We start from the raw sequence: 18,689 nt of genomic DNA on the forward strand, positions 1-18,689 counted from the left end.
GTGTCGTCTTCGCTTTGGTTGCAATGCCTGCAACAGCTTCAAGAAGAGTTACCAGCTACAGAATTTAGTATGTGGGTACGTCCGTTACAAGCGGAACTCAATGACAATACTCTAACTCTATTTGCCCCAAACCGTTTTGTACTGGATTGGGTACGTGATAAGTACCTAAATAGCATTAACCGCTTACTCCAAGAGTATTGTGGTAATGATATCCCACACCTCCATTTTGAGATTGGCAGTAAACGCGTTATTGCGCCGACACCCGCACCAGCAACCCCAACTCGCGCGCGAACGGCTGCGGATGTGGCTGCTGAGTCATCTGCACCTGCCCAATTACAGGCTCGCAAACCAGTTCACAATATATGGCGTGATGAAGAGCCTGTAGCGGTGGATCTAAACCACCGTTCAAACGTAAACCCGAAACACAAGTTCAACAACTTTGTTGAAGGTAAATCAAACCAACTTGGTTTGGCGGCGGCTCGTCAGGTTTCGGATAACCCTGGAACGGCTTATAACCCATTGTTCTTATATGGTGGAACTGGTCTAGGTAAAACGCACTTGTTGCATGCGGTGGGTAACGCCATTGTCGATAATAAACCGAATGCTAAAGTGGTTTACATGCACTCCGAGCGTTTTGTTCAAGATATGGTGAAGGCACTTCAAAATAACGCGATTGAAGAATTTAAACGTTACTACCGTAGTGTTGATGCATTACTTATTGATGACATTCAATTTTTTGCTAATAAAGAACGATCTCAAGAAGAATTCTTCCATACGTTTAACGCTCTTCTTGAAGGTAATCAGCAGATCATTCTTACTTCTGACCGTTATCCGAAAGAGATCAACGGTGTTGAAGATCGTTTAAAATCTCGTTTTGGTTGGGGTCTAACGGTTGCTATTGAACCGCCTGAATTAGAAACGCGTGTTGCTATTTTGATGAAAAAAGCGGAAGACCACCAAATTCACTTGGCAGATGAAGTGGCATTCTTTATCGCTAAACGTCTGCGATCCAATGTTCGTGAGCTTGAAGGCGCATTGAACCGTGTTATCGCGAATGCGAATTTCACTGGTCGTCCTATTACCATAGATTTTGTTCGTGAAGCACTGCGTGATTTACTTGCTCTGCAAGAAAAGCTGGTCACCATTGATAATATTCAAAAGACTGTCGCGGAATACTACAAAATCAAAGTGGCGGATTTATTGTCTAAGCGTCGTTCACGATCTGTTGCTCGTCCGCGTCAATTAGCGATGGCACTCGCAAAAGAACTGACTAACCATAGTTTGCCTGAGATTGGCGATGCATTTGGTGGTCGCGACCACACAACGGTATTACACGCTTGTCGTAAGATTGCTCAGTTACGCGAAGAGAGCCACGACATTAAAGAAGACTATTCGAATTTGATTCGTACCCTTTCTTCTTAATTCGAAGTATTCTTACCACCCTAAGACCGAATTATTTATACCGTTAAGAGTTAGATATGAAATTTACCATTGAACGTAGTCACTTAATTAAGCCACTTCAGCAAGTATCAGGCGCATTAGGCGGCAGACCAACGCTCCCTATCTTAGGGAATCTACTGATTAAAGTAGAAGACAATGTTTTGTCGATGACAGCGACGGATCTTGAAGTTGAACTGGTAAGCCGTGTCACTCTTGAAGGGGATTTTGAAGCAGGCAACATTACTGTTCCATCTCGTAAGTTTTTAGATATTTGCCGCGGGCTTCCGGATAACTCAATTATTACCGTTGTGTTAGAAGGCGATCGCATTCAAGTACGCTCTGGCCGTAGCCGCTTCTCTTTAGCGACATTACCTGCTGCTGATTTCCCGAATATTGAAGATTGGCAAAGCGAAGTGGAAGTATCAGTTACTCAAGCTGAATTAAAAGGCTTGATTGAGAAGACTCAATTCTCAATGGCCAACCAAGATGTACGCTATTACCTAAATGGTATGTTGTTTGAAATTGAAGGTTCAATTTTACGCAGTGTAGCAACCGATGGTCACCGAATGGCGGTATCTGAAGCCGCATTAGGCGCAGATTTTGCTCAAAAGCAGATCATCGTGCCACGTAAAGGCGTGCAAGAATTAGTGAAATTACTGGATTCACCAGAACAGCCGGTGACTTTGCAAATTGGTTCTTCAAACCTGCGTGCAGAAGTAAATAATTACGTATTCACCTCTAAGCTTGTTGATGGTCGTTTCCCTGATTATCGTCGAGTTATGCCTCAAAACACGACTAAAACACTAGAAGCAAGTTGTGATGAACTGCGTTCAGCCTTTTCTCGTGCCGCTATTCTTTCTAATGAGAAGTTCCGTGGTGTACGTGTTAACTTAGTTGATAGTGAAATGCGTATTACGGCGAATAACCCAGAACAAGAAGAAGCTGAAGAAGTATTGGATGTGAGCTTTGATGGCGATGCATTAGAGATTGGCTTTAACGTAAGTTATGTATTGGATGTTTTGAATACATTGCGTTGTGAGCAGGTCCGTATTTCGATGTCAGATGCCAATGCCAGTGCGCTGATAGAGAATGCTCAAGATAGCAGTGCAATGTACGTTGTTATGCCGATTCGTCTGTAAAGGTTTAGTCAGAATATGATGATTTCATGCCGTTATCGCGCTTAATCGTAAAGCAGTTTAGAAATATTGAAGCCTGTGACGTTGAACTGTCATCAGGCTTTAACTTTCTTATAGGCCCTAACGGAAGTGGAAAAACCAGTGTCCTTGAAGCGATCTATTTGCTCGGACATGGTCGTTCTTTCAAGAGCTCGTTAACTGGACGCATCATTCAAAATGATTGTAGCGAGTTGTTCGTACATGGTCGTTTTATGACATCGGATCAATTTGAGCTACCAATAGGCATTAATAAGCAGCGTGATGGTACGACAGAGGTTAAAATAAGCGGTCAATCTGGGCAAAAACTCGCTCAATTAGCCCAAGTATTACCTTTGCAATTGATTCATACCGAAGGGTTTGATTTACTAACCGACGGTCCGAAAAACCGCCGTGCTTATATTGATTGGGGTGTTTTTCATAGTGAACCTGCTTTTTACGAAGCGTGGGGTCGAGTAAAGCGTCTAAACAAACAACGTAATGCGTTATTGAAAACGGCGACTGGCTACAGAGAGCTTAGTTACTGGGATCAAGAGTTAGCACGTTTAGCTGAAAATATTAGCCAGTGGCGATCAGATTACATCGAGCAACTTAAGAATATCGCTCAAGAAATTTGTGCGACCTTTCTGCCTGAATACGACATTCAGATGAACTACTATCGAGGCTGGGATAAAGATACGCCCTATGCCGAAATATTAGAGAAGAATTTTGAAAGAGATCAGCAACTTGGTTACACGTTTAGTGGACCAAATAAAGCGGATTTAAAGATTAAAGTGAATGGTACACCTGTTGAAGATGTACTTTCACGAGGTCAGTTGAAGTTAATGGTGTGTGCATTGCGTGTCGCGCAAGGTCAACATTTAACAGAAATGACTGGTAAGCAGTGCATCTATTTGATAGATGACTTCGCTTCCGAATTAGATAGCCAACGTCGCGCCCGTTTAGCGGATTGCTTTAAAAAGACGGGGGCTCAAGTTTTTGTAAGCTCTATTACTGCTGAGCAGATTGCAGACATGCATGAAGAAAACAGCAAGATGTTTCATGTGGAACATGGCAAAATAGAGCAAGGATAATTAGTCAGAGAGTAACTATGTCAGATAATTACGATTCATCGAGTATTAAAGTACTGAAGGGTCTGGATGCGGTACGTAAGCGTCCTGGAATGTACATTGGCGACACGGATGATGGTACCGGTCTGCACCACATGGTTTTTGAGGTGGTAGATAACTCTATTGATGAAGCACTAGCTGGTCACTGTAATGACATCATTGTAACTATCCACGAAGATAGTTCTGTGTCAGTACGCGATGACGGTCGTGGTATCCCAACTGAATTGCACCCAGAAGAAAATGTATCAGCAGCAGAAGTAATCATGACGGTTCTTCACGCTGGTGGTAAGTTCGATGATAACTCGTACAAAGTTTCTGGTGGTCTGCACGGTGTTGGTGTTTCAGTAGTAAACGCATTATCTAAGCAAGTTACTCTTACTATCCACCGCGGTGGCAAAATTCACACTCAAACATACAGCCACGGTGAGCCTCAGGCACCACTAGCAGTTGTAGGTGACACGGATAAAACAGGTACAGAGATTCGTTTCTGGCCAAGTGAAGAAACCTTCACAAATATCGAGTTCCATTACGATATTTTAGCTAAGCGTCTACGTGAATTGTCATTCTTGAACTCTGGCGTTTCAATCAAGCTAATTGATGAACGCGAAGAAGACAAAATGGATCACTTCGAATACGAAGGCGGTATCCAGGCGTTTGTTGAACACCTTAACACCAACAAAACACCAATCATCCAGAAGATTTTCCACTTTGATTCAGAGCGTGATGACGGTATTACCGTTGAAGTTGCGATGCAGTGGAATGATGGTTACCAAGAAAACATCTACTGTTTCACTAACAACATCCCTCAACGCGATGGCGGTGCTCACTTAGCTGGTTTCCGTGCTGCACTAACGCGTACCTTGAATAGCTTCATGGACAAAGAAGGCTTCTCGAAGAAAGCGAAGACTTCAACATCAGGCGATGATGCTCGTGAAGGTTTGACGGCGATTGTTTCGGTTAAAGTGCCAGATCCTAAGTTCTCAAGCCAAACCAAAGACAAGCTAGTTTCTTCAGAAGTGAAGTCTGCCGTTGAGTCTACAATGGGTGAGAAACTGTCTGAGTTCCTAATTGAGAACCCAGGTGAAGCGAAAATCGTTTGTTCGAAAATTATCGATGCAGCACGTGCTCGTGATGCAGCGCGTAAAGCTCGTGAAATGACTCGTCGTAAAGGCGCATTAGATTTAGCCGGTCTTCCAGGTAAACTTGCTGACTGTCAGGAAAAAGATCCTGCACTGTCTGAACTATATATTGTGGAAGGGGACTCTGCTGGCGGATCAGCTAAGCAGGGACGTAACCGTAAGAACCAAGCAATCTTACCGCTTAAAGGTAAAATCCTTAACGTAGAGAAAGCGCGCTTCGATAAAATGCTTTCTTCTCAAGAAGTAGCAACGCTAATCACAGCTCTTGGCTGTGGTATTGGCCGCGATGAATACAACCCAGATAAACTGCGTTACCACAACATCATCATCATGACCGATGCCGATGTCGATGGTTCTCACATCCGTACGCTGCTACTGACGTTCTTCTACCGTCAAATGCCTGAACTGATTGAACGTGGTTACATCTACATTGCTCAGCCGCCGCTTTACAAAGTGAAGAAGGGTAAGCAAGAGCAGTACATCAAAGATGAAGATGCAATGAACCAGTATCAAGTATCTTTGGCTTTAGATAACGCAGAATTGCATGTAAACCCTGAAGCACCAGCGTTTGCAGGTGAAGGTCTAGAGAAACTTGTTCATCAATACAATGCTGGTATTAAGCTTGTTGATCGTATGAGCCGTCGTTACCCACGCGCACTGATTCACGAAATGATTTATGTGCCTCGCTTAACTGCTGAGCAGTGTCATGATGAAGCTGCAGTAGAAGCTTGGGGTAAGCAGCTTGTTGAGCAGCTAAATGCTAAAGAAGTAGGTGCGAGCCAATATTCTCTTGAAGTTGAAAAGCACGAAGAGCTAGGCTTAAGTGTTCCTAAGATTGTAGTTCGTACACATGGCGTAACTCATGAGCACGTACTAAGCATCGACCTAATTAACTCAAAAGAGTTTGGTAAACTAGCTGCGCTATCTGAAGCTCTTGAAGGTTTGATTGAAGAAGGTGCTTACATTAAGCGTGGCGAGCGTACTCAAGCCGTTTCTACTTTTGTTGAAGCTCTGAACTGGTTAGTGAAAGAGTCTCGTCGTGGTCTAAGCCTACAGCGATACAAAGGTCTAGGTGAGATGAACCCAGATCAACTTTGGGAAACAACTATGGATCCTGAAACTCGTCGTATGATGCAAGTAACCATTGAAGATGCAGTTGGTGCAGATTTATTGTTTACGACACTAATGGGTGACCAAGTTGAACCTCGTCGTAACTTTATCGAAGAGAATGCATTGAAAGTTGCTAATTTGGATGTGTAGTCCAAATCTAAACGATTAAATAATTGAAAGCACTGCCTATTGGTGGTGCTTTTTTATGTCTGTAACTGTTTGAAAAATATTAGATTATAAAAATAATTGAAAATAATCCCTTGAAACTGATTTGCTCAATCCACATATCTATTTGTGAAGAGGATGACTGTCTTGCTCAACAAGAGAAGAAACAGAACCTTCATAGCCGCTGACGAAGTATCGCTCAAGAGAGGATAACTTTAGCAGCACACAATTTAGATATTGATTCACGGACATGTCTCAGAGTTGTCACTAAAGAAAGTGAAACCCGTGGAATGCCAACTGAATCTCTTAGTTGATTACTGGATCACGCACAGACTCGATCCCAGTAATATTCACAGCTAAGACTATTGCTTACTAAAAGGATAGCATTATGAGAACTGTAGATTTCACTCCACTATACCGCAACGCAATTGGCTTCGATCGTCTAGTAAATATGATGGAAGCAAATACTTCAAAGAACACTTCTGGTGGCTACCCGCCATATAACATCGAGCAAAAAGACGAGAATAAATACCGTATTACCATGGCGGTTGCTGGTTTTGCTGATGAGCAATTAGATCTGACTCAGAAAGAGAACATGCTGATTGTAAAAGGTGAGCGCAAAACAGAAGAAGAGAAAACTTACGTTTATCAAGGTATCGCAGAGCGTGATTTCGAACGTAAATTCCAACTGGCTGATTATGTAAAAGTGGTAGGCGCAAGTATGGAAAATGGTCTTCTACATATCGACCTAGAACGTGAAATCCCTGAAGCAATGCAACCACGTAAGATTGCTATCAATGGTAAAAGTTTACTAGAAGGCTAAGTGTTATACGTTCATTTGAACTAAAACGTATCGGGAAATAAGAGTGAAAGAGCACCATGTAGGTGCTCTTTTTAATTTCTATAATCTTGATTTATATAGGTTAGGTCCAACAAGAAAACTTAGACTTGTTGATAAGCTTTTTTCACTTCTTCAGCAATAATAGCAATGCCTTTTTGCATAGCCTCATCGTCTTGCACGTAGTTCATTCTTAGACACTGGTGTGCGTGTTCCCAGTCGTCCTTTTGACCAATGAAGAAGTACTCCCCAGGTACGATTAAGACGCCACGAGCTTTCAGGCGATCGTATAGTTCCATGGTAGTGATTGGTAGTTCGTCAAACCATAGCCACAAGAATATAGCGCCTTCTGGTTTATGGATTCTAAATCTCGGATCAGTAATCGCTTGTTGCAATAACTCGACAGCGCGTAAGGATTTTTCTTTATAGAAAGGTTTGATGACATCTGTACTTAACCGTAACAAGTCATCTTTTTCAATCATATGATTAGCAATAGCTGGTCCTAAGCTACCGGGTGCTAAGCTAATAATGCCATTCATATTAGTCAGTGCTTGAGTGACTTCTTCATTCGCGATAACAATGCCACAGCGCACGCCAGGTAAACCAAGCTTAGATAAGCTCATACATAAAATTGTGTTTTCATTCCAAAAGGGTTCAACGTCTTCAAATATGATATTTGGAAACGGCAGACCATAAGCGTTATCGATTAACAGCGGGATGTTATTCTCGCGTGCCAGCTTATCGAGTTTATGCACTTCTTCGTCTGTTAAAACGTTACCCGTTGGGTTGGTTGGGCGAGAAGCACAAATTGCAGCGACTGACTCATCCACTTTTAGCTTTTCAAAATCTACATGGTATTTAAATAAGCCATTATCGAGCAGCTCAATTTCAGGGTGGTATGACACAAAAATATCATCATCAATACCAGCATCACCATATCCAATATATTCAGGCGCTAAAGGCAGCAGTATTTTTTTATGAGATCCATCGGTTTGCTGACCGGCTAATAAGTTAAATAGGTAGAAGAAGCCACTTTGGCTACCGTTGGTTAGGCTGATATTCTTTTCGCTAATATCCCAGCCATGAGTGTCTTTAAGTAATTTAGCTAATGACTTTACGAAGACGTCTTTTCCTTGAGGACCATCGTAATTTGCCATTGCTGCAACAAGCTCTCCACTGGCGAGCATTTCTGCACTGGCTTGGTTGAAGTAATCGAGCATGGCTGGGATGGCGGCAGGGTTACCACCACCGAGCATGATGGCGCCAGGAGTTCGTAGACCATCATTTAGGTCGTCCATTAGACGCGTAATACCAGAATATCGATTAAATTTTTCACCAAACTTAGAGAATTGCATTGCGTTTTATACCTAATTCATTGTGATTGCTTGTTATATTTTATTTGCCAGACCAAATGTCTGCCATCAGTGTAATCCTTGAACATACCGCAATGCTTTTGCGACGCAAAGCCCGAAATGCTCTAACACGTAAAAAATTTCTATATGGTAGGTTTTGAAGGTTTGTTTACTGTGCGAGAAAGGCTTTGGATAAAAAAAAGGAGAAGCCAAAGCTTCTCCTTTAAATTTCGTGTGTTTTACTCTGGTTCCGCTATTTTGAACCTGTATAAACAACTAATACCTTGTCATCTTTATACTGTCTTTCAAAGGCGTAGTACCCTTCGTGGTTACGAATAATATGCTTTCCTTGAGCTACGGCTGGGTGACGTTGACGGAATTGACCAAGTGCTTGCCAATGTTGCAGTAACTGGGCTCTTTTACCCGTGATTTGATCCCATGGCATATCCGAGCGAGTACCTTGCATAGGATCTGAACCTGTCGGACCAAAATCGCGAGCAATTTCATCTCCGTAATAAAGCTGTACCGCACCAGGTGTCAGCATTAAGGCATTGGCTGCCTTGGTTTGTTTAGCGAAATCACTGCCGTGTTGTGTCCAGAATAGTGAGGTATCATGCGATGATAGATAGCTGAGTACGTTGAACTGACTGTCGCCGTTTATCTTTTCTGCATAACGACGGTAATCATTATCAAGGTCAGATAAACATTTGAGTGCTTTTGGTGCTACATCACTTTGGAATTCAAAGTTGATGATCGAGTCAAAACCATTATCGTAATAATCTGATTTCACAACACTGTGAGCCCATACTTCACCCGTCATCCAAAATGGTAAGTCATCCAGCGCTTTCTCTGGGTTGTTCTGTTTCCACTCTGCTAGTGCTTGGTTGGTACTTTCTTTTAATTCAGCCCACGCCTCTAGCTCTACGTGCTTGGCTGTATCAACTCTAAAGCCATCGACTCCGTATTCACGTACCCAGTCAGACAACCAAGTAATAAGGTGTTCACGCGGTGTTTGTAGATCGTTGCTCGCATTGGTTTGTTTATTGGCGAAGAAATTCGGCTGCCCTGTTTTTTCCGTTGATTCTGTTTTTAGATCTGGTAGGTGTGCTAATGACATGGTGATGTTGTTGTAACCTGGAGAATCATAAGCTCCAATATCGCTACGTAACCATGCTTTACCCCACCACTTCTCCCATGCTTCTTTATCGCTGTAAGAAATGTAGTTATTGAAGTAGTGCCAATTTTGTCCTTCTTTTGGCTGCCAATCTGTCCATTTTTCACCAAGTGCTTTGCGAGCTTCAGCATCTGTTAAATTCAGTTTACCGAAGTCGAATTCTTGCATATCGGCAAGCGTGGCGTAGCCCGTGTGGTTCATGACCACATCCCAAACTACGCGGATACCTTTACTGTGCGCGGTATCGATGAAAGTTTTTAGATCGTCTTCAGTGCCCATGTTGTCATCAAGTTTGGTCCAATCTTGATGGTAGTAGCCGTGATAACCATAGTGTTTGAAGTCACCTTTGTCACCACCGCCGACCCAGCCGTGAATTTGCTCTAAAGGAGAGGTTATCCAAATAGCGTTTGCACCAAGTGATTCTATGTAGTCGAGCTTTTCTGTTAAACCTGCTAAGTCACCACCATGAAAAGTACCTATTTCATCTTGAGCATCTTGGCTGCGACCATAGCTGTTGTCGTTGTCTGGGTTGCCGTTGTGGAAACGGTCGGTCATGACAAAGTAAACCATGGCGTTATCCCAACTAAAATCCGGCTTGGCTTTGGTTTCTACTTTTTCTAGTAGTAATACACCTTGACTGTCTTCTGCTGGCTGCATGGTGACGCTACCATTGGTTACAGTAGCTTGTGTACCAGAAAGTGCGTCTCTCACTAGGATGCCGTCATCAAAGGTTTTTGCCACATTGATAGTGGTGGGTGAATCATTTGGAACGGGGCATGTGAAGCTTTGGACTTCTTTCTGTTTTGGTTTGATCTTAACCGTGAGTTCATTAGTTTGTGGGTTTAATGTGAACTGGTAGGTATTAGGACGAAATACTTTTATGTTGATTTCAGATTTTTCGGCGCAATCGTCTAAGCGAAGGGGTTTATTGAACTTGATGCGACTTTCTTCAGCTAGAGCGTAGTTGGTACCACAGGTTTGCTGAGCATCACCGATAGAAAAAGCATAACTGCCTTTTGCTAGCTCATGTTCTGCTAATAACGTGCCTTGTCCTGTCGACTGAAAGGTAAGAGTCTCGTTAACTATGGTGAGTAATAAGTTGTTGTCTGTGGTTTGGCTGCATGCGCTGAGTGCGAGAATTGAAAGCGCGAGTGTTGTTTTTTTCATTGTGTCCTTCCCCGAATAAACAGGACATTTATAACAAATAAGGGGACCTACAGTCTGAGTGCTAATTCATTCGGTTATCTAATATTACCTCTACAAATAATTACTCAGTTCACAAAAACAAAAAGGGAAGCTTTCGCTTCCCTTTGGGTGTTTATCTTTAGTTGCTTAAAGCATAGCTTCGATCAACGGTCTCTTTCGTGCTTACTTTTGCAGTAGAGAGATGTCAGCAATCTGTAGGAACAGGTTACGTAGGTTGTTCAGTAGCGTTAGACGGTTCTTCTTAAGCGCTTCGTCATCAGCCATAACCATTACGTTATCGAAGAATGCATCAACAGGTTCACGTAGATCAGCAAGCTTGCTTAGGGCTTCTTGGTAGTTGCCTGTTGCGAATGCTGGTTCTAGTGCTTCCGTCATTACTTCAACGTTTTCAGCCAGTGCTTTCTCTGCGTCTTCTTGAAGAAGAGTTAGGTCGATTTCTGCTGGTAGCTCGCCATCGAATTTCGCAAGGATATTACCTACACGCTTGTTCGCTGCTGCTAGTGCTTCTGCTGCTTCCAGTTCACGGAAGTGAGAAACCGCTTTAACACGTTGGTCAAAGTCAGCTGGCTTAGTTGGACGACGTGCTAGTACTGCTTGGATGATATCAACGCTGAAACCAGCATCTTGGTACCATGCGCGGAAACGACCTAGCATAAAGTCGATAACGTCAGCTTCTACGTTTTCGTTAGTCAGCTTGTCGCCTAGTAGTTCTTTAGCTTTACCGATAAGATCGGTTAGGTCTAGGTTGTAGCCGTTTTCAACGATGATACGTAGCACACCTAGTGATGCACGACGTAGTGCGAATGGGTCAGAACCTTTTGGTGCTTGGCCAATACCGAAGATACCTACGATAGTGTCTAGCTTGTCTGCCATTGCGACTGCAGAAGAGATACCTGTGCTTGGTAGTGTGTCACCAGCGAAACGAGGCATATACTGCTCGTAAAGTGCTAGTGCAACTTGCTCGTCTTCACCATCGTGAGTTGCGTAGTGCATGCCCATCACACCTTGAGTATCCGTAAATTCGAATACCATTGATGTCATTAGGTCACACTTAGCCAGTAGGCCAGCACGCTTAGATTTCTCAACGTCAGCATCGATTTGCTCGGCAATGTAGCCAGCAAGTTCTGTGATGCGGTCTGTTTTGTCTTTGATAGTACCCAGTTGCTTCTGGAAGATAGCTTGGTCTAGTTCAGCAAGACGGTCGATAAGCGGACGCTTACGGTCTGTGTTGAAGAAGAATTCAGCATCCGCTAGACGCGGGCGTACAACTTTCTCGTTACCTTCGATAACGTGGCGAGGCTCTTTAGACTCGATGTTAGAAACGAAGATGAAGTTTGGTAGAAGGTTCTTATCAGCGTCATACACTGGGAAGTACTTCTGGTCACCTTTCATGGTGTAAACCAAAGCTTCAGAAGGAACTTTTAGGAACTCTTGCTCAAACTTAGCAGTAAGAACAACAGGCCATTCAACCAAAGAGGTGACTTCTTCAACAAGGTCATCTTCTAGGTCAGCAATACCGCCAACCGCGTCTGCTGCTTTTTTAGCATCAGCAAGAATGATTGCTTTACGCGCTTCGTAATCTGCCATTACTTTACCGCGCTCTTCTAAGATCGCAGGGTATTGGTCAGCAGAGTCGATTGTGAACTCTTGTTCGCCCATGAAACGGTGACCACGGATAGTACGAGCAGAAGCTACACCTAGGATTTCGCCTTCAACAAGCTCATCACCTAATAGTACTGTCAGTGTTTTCACTGGACGGATAAATTGAATGTCTGAGTTACCCCAGCGCATTGCTTTAGGAATCGGTAGACCAGCTAGTGCTTTCGCAGCAATGTCCATCACCAATTCTTGAACTGGTTTACCAGCCACTTCTTGTTTGAAAAGAAGCCACTCGCCTTTGTCTGTTTTCAGACGGTCAGCTTGCTCAACAGTAATACCGTTACCACGAGCCCAACCTTGTGCAGCTTTAGTTGCGTTACCTTCTGCATCGAATGCTACAGAAATAGCAGGACCACGCTTCTCAACCACTTTATCTGCTTGACCTTCAGCCAGTGCAGTTACTTTAAGTGCTAGACGGCGAGGTGCTGCGTACCACTTGATGCCTTCGTGAGAAAGCTCAGCAGTTTTAAGACCCGCTTCAAAGTTAGAAGCAAAGGCTTCTGCTAGAGAACGAAGTGCTGTTGGTGGAAGCTCTTCTGTACCCAGTTCAATTAGAAAATTCTTCGCCATGATTATTTATCCTTCTTACACATTGGGAAGCCAAGCGCTTCACGTGACGCGTAGTACGCCTCTGCAACTGATTTAGTCAGGTTGCGGATTCGAAGGATGTAACGTTGACGCTCTGTTACAGAGATAGCTTTACGCGCATCCAGGATGTTGAATGCGTGACCTGCTTTTAGAATGCGCTCGTAAGCTGGAAGCGGAAGTGGCTTCTCAAGCTCAAGTAGCTCTTTACACTCTTTCTCGCACTGATCGAAGAAAGTGAATAGGAAATCTACGTCTGCGTGCTCGAAGTTGTACGTTGATTGCTCAACTTCGTTTTGGTGGAAGATATCACCGTAAGTCACGTTAGAACCGTCTGGTGCTACGTTCCATACTAGGTCGTAAACAGAGTCTACTTCCTGGATGTACATCGCTAGACGCTCGATACCGTAAGTGATCTCGCCAGTTACTGGCTTACACTCAAGACCGCCAACTTGTTGGAAGTAAGTGAATTGAGTCACTTCCATACCGTTTAGCCAAACTTCCCAACCAAGACCCCAAGCACCCAATGTTGGGTTTTCCCAGTTGTCTTCTACGAAACGAATATCGTGAACTAATGGGTCGACACCTAGCACTTCAAGAGAACCTAAGTACAACTCCTGGATATTATCTGGAGAAGGTTTTAGAGCTACTTGGAATTGATAGTAGTGCTGCAGACGGTTCGGGTTTTCACCGTAACGACCATCGGTCGGACGACGAGAAGGTTGAACGTATGCCGTAGACATTGGCTCTGGGCCAAGTGCACGTAGACATGTCATTGGGTGAGAGGTGCCAGCACCTACTTCCATATCCAAAGGTTGTACAATAGTACAGCCGTTTTGAGCCCAATAATCCTGCAGCGCGAGGATCATTCCCTGGAAGGTTTTGATATCGAATTTTTGCATAGTCAGTTCGCGCGATTCTTCTGAATAATTAATAAAAATAGCTATTGAGTATAACCAGATATTGGTAATGCGAGTAGGGGTAATCCTGTTTAATTAGTGGTCTAAAATGTCGTTTAGTGGATTTTTTTGCCTTTAATCTTCGTTTTTCGGGTTAAGAGGATTTTTTAGCGAGTTTGATGCTTGTTTTTGAATGCTTGGGTGATTAAAATCGCGCGGTCTTTGGGGAGTAGCTTACTTATTCATGTTCCTAATTGAGTAGGTTCGTTCGTCAACATAATTGGTGCACATCACCATGGCGTTCGAGACGATATATCGATGATAAAAATACAAAAACGTCGATACCGTTTAGCAAGACCTTAGACAAACATCGTGAACCGGGGTGGGGCGCGAGGTTTGTCTTTGGTTTTAATATAATAATCCTCGCCCCAATGAGCATGTCGTGAGCGTTTTAGCAATTTCAATTACCACCGTGGCTTTGGCCGAGATCGGTGATAAAACTCAATTATTATCCCTTTTATTAGCCAGCCGTTACCGGAAGCCTTTTCCGATCATTGCGGCAATCTTCTTAGCAACCATCGCTAATCATGCCCTTGCTGCATGGCTAGGGGTTGTTGTTGCCGATTACTTATCTCCTGAAATTTTGAAATGGGTCTTAGTGGTGAGCTTTGTCATCATGGCGGGCTGGATTCTCATTCCAGATAAGTTGGATGACGATGAAAGTATTTCTAACCGCGGTCCATTCGTGGCGAGTTTTATTGCTTTCTTTATTGCCGAAATAGGTGATAAAACTCAAATCGCGACATCGATTCTTGGAGCTCAATATTCTGATGCGTTGTTGCTCGTCATTATTGGTACAACGATTGGCATGCTATTAGCCAATGTACCCGTAGTCGTGCTTGGAAAAATGTCCGCAGATCGATTACCACTCGACTTAATTCGTAAGATCACCGCTAGTTTATTTATTGCCTTAGCCATTGGTGCGGCTGTTCTGTAATCTGCTATTTTGTGGTCACTCGCATCTTGAATTATTCATGGGTGAGTTAAACTTTGTTACAAGTGTTGTAAGGTTACACCGTTGACCTTGCAATACTTGAACTGAGTCGATGAAGCGCTTCTAGTCTGTTGTGAAATGGTGTGGATTTCATATCAAATAATTATTAAATCTATAACTTACAATTAGTTGCTGTTTTTTATAGAGGGTGATCTAATTGATACGCTATTGAATTGTGGTTATTTTTCATGCAATTGAATAACGGAATATCATTATGAAAAAAACACTCCTGTTTAGTGCCATCATGTCTGCTTTTGCTTTTTCTGCGCAGGCAAGTCCAGATCTCGATAACCTGTCGCAACTCACTATTATTCCCAACCACAACGCTTCTTTAATCCGCAATTTTAACCCTTATGCTGTTTCTCGTATGCATACTGCTCGGGATTTCATGTACGAACCATTAGTCGTGTTTAATGAGTTAAAAGGCAACGTTCCTGAATACCGCTTAGCCACAGACTTCCGAATGAGTGAAGATCTGTTAAGCATTACGTTTGATTTGCGTAAAGGTGTGAAATGGTCTGATGGTGAAACGTTTGATGCTGACGATGTTGTCTTCACGTTTGATATGGTTCGAAATTACCCATCACTTGATGACCGCGGTATTAACAATAAAATTAAATCCGTTGAGAAGTTGAATCAGTATCAAGTTCGCTTCCATATGAAAGAAGTGAATACCAACGGTACTTATGAAATAGTTCAGGTTCCAGTTGTTCCTGAACACCAATGGAAAGAAGTAAAAGACCCTGCTGAATATTTGAATCCAAACCCGATTGGTACTGGTCCTTTTACTGAATTGCCAGTGTTCACTCCAACGCTTTTTGTACAATGTCGAAACCCGAATTATTGGGATAATGCGAACTTGGATGTAGATTGTTTGCGTATTCCTCAAATGAACCACAATGACCAAGTCTTGGGTGAGTTGGTTAACTCTCGAATTGATTGGGCGGGTTCATTTGTTCCTGATATTGAGAAAACCTTTGTCGATGTCTCCCCTAACCATGGTTTTTGGTACCCGCCAGCGGGCACCCAATCTTTCATGTTCAATTATGCTTCGAAAGATCCAGTTAAACACAAAGTTTTGAATGACGTTCAATTCCGCCGCGCGTTTTCTATGGCGTTAGATCGTCAGTCGCTTATCGATATTGCTAACTACGGTAACGGTGTAGTGAATGATTTTGCTTCAGGTCTAGGCTATGCCTTTGAAGCTTGGTCTGATGAAGCGGTACACGCTAAATTCAAACCTTTCATGACCTTCTCGCAAGAGAATGCGAAGGCATTATTAGCAAAGGCTGGATATAAAGACATTAACGGCGATGGCTTTGTTGAAACCCCTCAAGGTGAAAAGTTCGAGCTATTGATTCAGTCTCCACAAGGTTGGACGGATTTTAATAATACCGTGATGCTTTCTACCGAGCAGCTGCATCAAGTTGGCATCAATGCCAAAGCAAGAACGCCAGATTTTTCTATTTACAATCAGTCGATGCTGTCTGCTAAATATGATGTGGCTTACACCAACTATTTCCATGGACCTACACCGCATAAATATTGGGACAGTGCATACCACTCTCGACTTCAAGAGTCTGAAGGTATGCCAAGGTTTGCCATGCACCATTGGAAAAATGATCGACTTGATACCTTGCTAGATAGCTTTTACAAAACAGATGATCACTCGAAGCAGCAAGATATTGCTCATGATATTCAAGCGTTGATTGCGGAAAACCAAGTAACGGTTCCGGTGATTTCTGGCTCGAACTTCTATCAATATAATACCCTTAGGTTCACTGGCTGGTGGACTGCGGATAACCCTAAAGGTCGTCCAATGGTTTGGGAAGGTACTCCTGAACGTTTGCTGCATGTTTTAGATTTAAAACCAAGGTCTTAAGCTAAAAATATCAGTAAAGTATTATCTTTGAGCCTCAAAATCGCCTTGAGGCTTGGAGATAAATTAGGGTAAATTAGTGTTATCAAATATTCGAAATAAGGAGTATTCGAACGTGATGGCTGACATATAATTGTCATGATTCGCGTGGTAGATTAGAAGCAGAAATAGTTCAATAATCCTAGCAGCGAGAGGGCTTTAATTATGCTTACACGTTATATGGGAATGACTCCACAGAGCCAAAGTTATTTGTTTACTTTTGGTCTTAGTCTGACGTTATTGGGTATGGTATTGACTGATATGTGGCTACCAATGGTAGCGGGCTCGATGATCATGACGGGCTTAGCAGTAGAAGCTTGGATTCGGGTTGCGCATATTATTCCAATGCACCAAGAATTACGCTCAATGAATAAACAGATTGAAAAGCTTCAATCACAAGTGCGTAACTTAGAAGACAATGAATAAATGAATGGCAGCCTTAGGGCTGTCTTTTTATTATAAATTTTGAAGTGTTTCGTAAAGTGTTTTCAGTGAGATTGCTTGAGGCTATTGCTTTGCTGATACTGCTGTTATGCGACAGTTCCCTTTCATTTTTCGTATCTTAGAAGCCGTAGAAATTCAGCTACCTAAAAAGTTGGATATTGATGCGTTGTCATTAATACTCAAAGTCAGTCGATGGCACTTACAGCACGAGTTTAAACGATTCACTGGGATCAGTGTTGGGCGTTATTACCGGCTGCGCTTACTCACGTTAGCGATAGAAGCGATTGCTCACTCTGACCGTCGAATTATCGATATCGCGCTTGATTTCGGTTTTGAATCGCAAGAAGCATTTTATCGTGCGGTGAAGCAGGCGTTTACCGTTTCTCCTAAACATTTTAAGCGCGATCCTACCTTAGCTAAACTTGTCGGGATTCCTAAGATCGATTCAAACTACCTGCGATTTTTCCAAATGATGTCAGAACACCCTCCAGTGGAAGAAATGTTTGAGTCGCAGGAACTCGTGGGTGTTCAGCAAAACTTCTCTTCGGTGTTTTTTAATTCTCAAGCCTTATCCACCAAGGTGACTCTATTGTGGGATAACTTCAATAAAGCCACGCACGATTGGCGGCATGAAGGTCGCCAATATTATGTTTTGGAGTATCGTAATAATTGTTCTGGGCGGTCAGGGCAATTTCAAATGCTAGCGGTGTGTGATGGCGATGAAGAGCCATCTAATCAACCATTAGCGAGTATTGAGTTAACAGCTCGGACAATGTGGCGCTTCTCCCTACCTAATAGCATGTATATTTCTTCGCTGTTTATTTACCTTCACCATGTCTATTGCTACCAACATAAATTGACTTTAAATCGACTCCCTTATGTTTGGAAATTGGAACAGTCAGGTAGTTTACAATTTCGCGTTGAGTTGAAACCTACCTTAGAGTTAATCGATCTCCCATCAAGTTTTCATCACCTAGACAAGGATTTGACCTTAAAACCTGAACAATCTGGTTGTTTAGATATTCATACTATTCCTGGCAATTTTGTGCAAAAGAGCCAGCGTTTAGCTTACATCCTTGAAAAATATAGTGACTGCTTATCTGCTGTGAATACAGGACAAGTGCAGTTGCTTATTGGTCGTGCTGACAGTGATGGCTATACAACCAGCCATGACTATCAAGTGAGTCGTTTTATAGAAGAAAAATCCGATCGTGCCGTAAAGGTGGAAGCGGGAAAATACTTGAAGTGCGTTTTGATAGGGACATTAGCCAATATAGGGGAAAGCTTGGATAGTCTTTATTACTCTCATTTGACGGAGTCGAGATATGTTTTGGTACAAGGCTTTGAGTGGATAACCTGTGCCGAAGAAAGATCAAACCATGAATGGTATATCGAGTTACTTATCCCAGTTGCAAAGCGCTAACT

13 protein-coding genes and 1 riboswitch are annotated in these 18,689 nt (G+C 42.8%); of the genes, 9 read left to right on the plus strand and 4 right to left on the minus strand.

The window, feature by feature from the left end:
• From dnaA to OCU78_RS00025, 5 genes are all read left to right on the plus strand, one after another.
• Positions 1-1,422, plus strand: coding sequence for a chromosomal replication initiator protein DnaA (gene dnaA / locus OCU78_RS00005; RefSeq protein WP_137375432.1), 1,422 nt, complete (start codon positions 1-3; stop codon positions 1,420-1,422).
• 56 nt (positions 1,423-1,478) lie between these two features.
• Positions 1,479-2,579, plus strand: a complete 1,101-nt coding sequence (gene dnaN, locus OCU78_RS00010) for a DNA polymerase III subunit beta (RefSeq protein WP_137375433.1) — start codon at positions 1,479-1,481, stop codon at positions 2,577-2,579.
• 26 nt (positions 2,580-2,605) lie between these two features.
• A complete protein-coding gene (gene recF, locus OCU78_RS00015) occupies positions 2,606-3,685 on the plus strand; it encodes a DNA replication/repair protein RecF (RefSeq protein WP_137375434.1) in 1,080 nt (359 codons plus the stop codon).
• A 17-nt stretch (positions 3,686-3,702) separates the two neighbouring features.
• The gene (gene gyrB / locus OCU78_RS00020; RefSeq protein WP_137375435.1) at positions 3,703-6,120 is read left to right on the plus strand and encodes a DNA topoisomerase (ATP-hydrolyzing) subunit B; all 2,418 of its coding nucleotides are present in this window, start codon (positions 3,703-3,705) and stop codon (positions 6,118-6,120) included.
• Between the two features lie 403 nt (positions 6,121-6,523).
• Positions 6,524-6,958, plus strand: coding sequence for an Hsp20 family protein (locus tag OCU78_RS00025; protein ID WP_137375436.1), 435 nt, complete (start codon positions 6,524-6,526; stop codon positions 6,956-6,958).
• Positions 6,959-7,077: 119 nt separating this feature from the next.
• Here OCU78_RS00025 and OCU78_RS00030 read toward each other — a convergent pair whose 3' ends face one another.
• The 4 genes from OCU78_RS00030 to glyQ all read right to left on the minus strand — a co-directional run bounded on the left by OCU78_RS00030 (position 7,078) and on the right by glyQ (position 13,851).
• The gene (locus tag OCU78_RS00030; protein ID WP_137375437.1) at positions 7,078-8,328 is read right to left on the minus strand and encodes a valine--pyruvate transaminase; all 1,251 of its coding nucleotides are present in this window, start codon (positions 8,326-8,328) and stop codon (positions 7,078-7,080) included.
• Between the two features lie 250 nt (positions 8,329-8,578).
• On the minus strand, positions 8,579-10,666 hold the full coding sequence (locus OCU78_RS00035) for an alpha-amylase (protein ID WP_137375438.1): 2,088 nt from the start codon (positions 10,664-10,666) through the stop codon (positions 8,579-8,581).
• Positions 10,667-10,867: 201 nt separating this feature from the next.
• On the minus strand, positions 10,868-12,934 hold the full coding sequence (glyS, locus tag OCU78_RS00040; RefSeq protein ID WP_137375439.1) for a glycine--tRNA ligase subunit beta: 2,067 nt from the start codon (positions 12,932-12,934) through the stop codon (positions 10,868-10,870).
• A 2-nt stretch (positions 12,935-12,936) separates the two neighbouring features.
• The gene (glyQ, locus tag OCU78_RS00045; protein ID WP_137375440.1) at positions 12,937-13,851 is read right to left on the minus strand and encodes a glycine--tRNA ligase subunit alpha; all 915 of its coding nucleotides are present in this window, start codon (positions 13,849-13,851) and stop codon (positions 12,937-12,939) included.
• Positions 13,852-14,060: 209 nt separating this feature from the next.
• A riboswitch (yybP-ykoY riboswitch) is annotated at positions 14,061-14,270 on the plus strand.
• Positions 14,271-14,290: 20 nt separating this feature from the next.
• On the opposite strand from glyQ, the gene OCU78_RS00050 reads away from it, so the two are divergent.
• From OCU78_RS00050 to OCU78_RS00065, 4 genes are all read left to right on the plus strand, one after another.
• On the plus strand, positions 14,291-14,845 hold the full coding sequence (locus tag OCU78_RS00050) for a TMEM165/GDT1 family protein (protein WP_137375441.1): 555 nt from the start codon (positions 14,291-14,293) through the stop codon (positions 14,843-14,845).
• 271 nt (positions 14,846-15,116) lie between these two features.
• Entirely contained in the window at positions 15,117-16,784 is a 1,668-nt protein-coding gene (locus tag OCU78_RS00055; RefSeq protein WP_137375442.1) for an ABC transporter substrate-binding protein, read from the plus strand.
• 201 nt (positions 16,785-16,985) lie between these two features.
• Entirely contained in the window at positions 16,986-17,246 is a 261-nt protein-coding gene (locus OCU78_RS00060; RefSeq protein WP_137375443.1) for a hypothetical protein, read from the plus strand.
• A 106-nt stretch (positions 17,247-17,352) separates the two neighbouring features.
• On the plus strand, positions 17,353-18,687 hold the full coding sequence (locus tag OCU78_RS00065) for a helix-turn-helix domain-containing protein (protein WP_137375444.1): 1,335 nt from the start codon (positions 17,353-17,355) through the stop codon (positions 18,685-18,687).
• Positions 18,688-18,689 lie beyond the last annotated feature (2 nt).

The sequence above is a fragment of the Vibrio gallaecicus genome, assembly GCF_024347495.1.
Taxonomy (GTDB): Bacteria; Pseudomonadota; Gammaproteobacteria; order Enterobacterales; family Vibrionaceae; genus Vibrio; species Vibrio gallaecicus.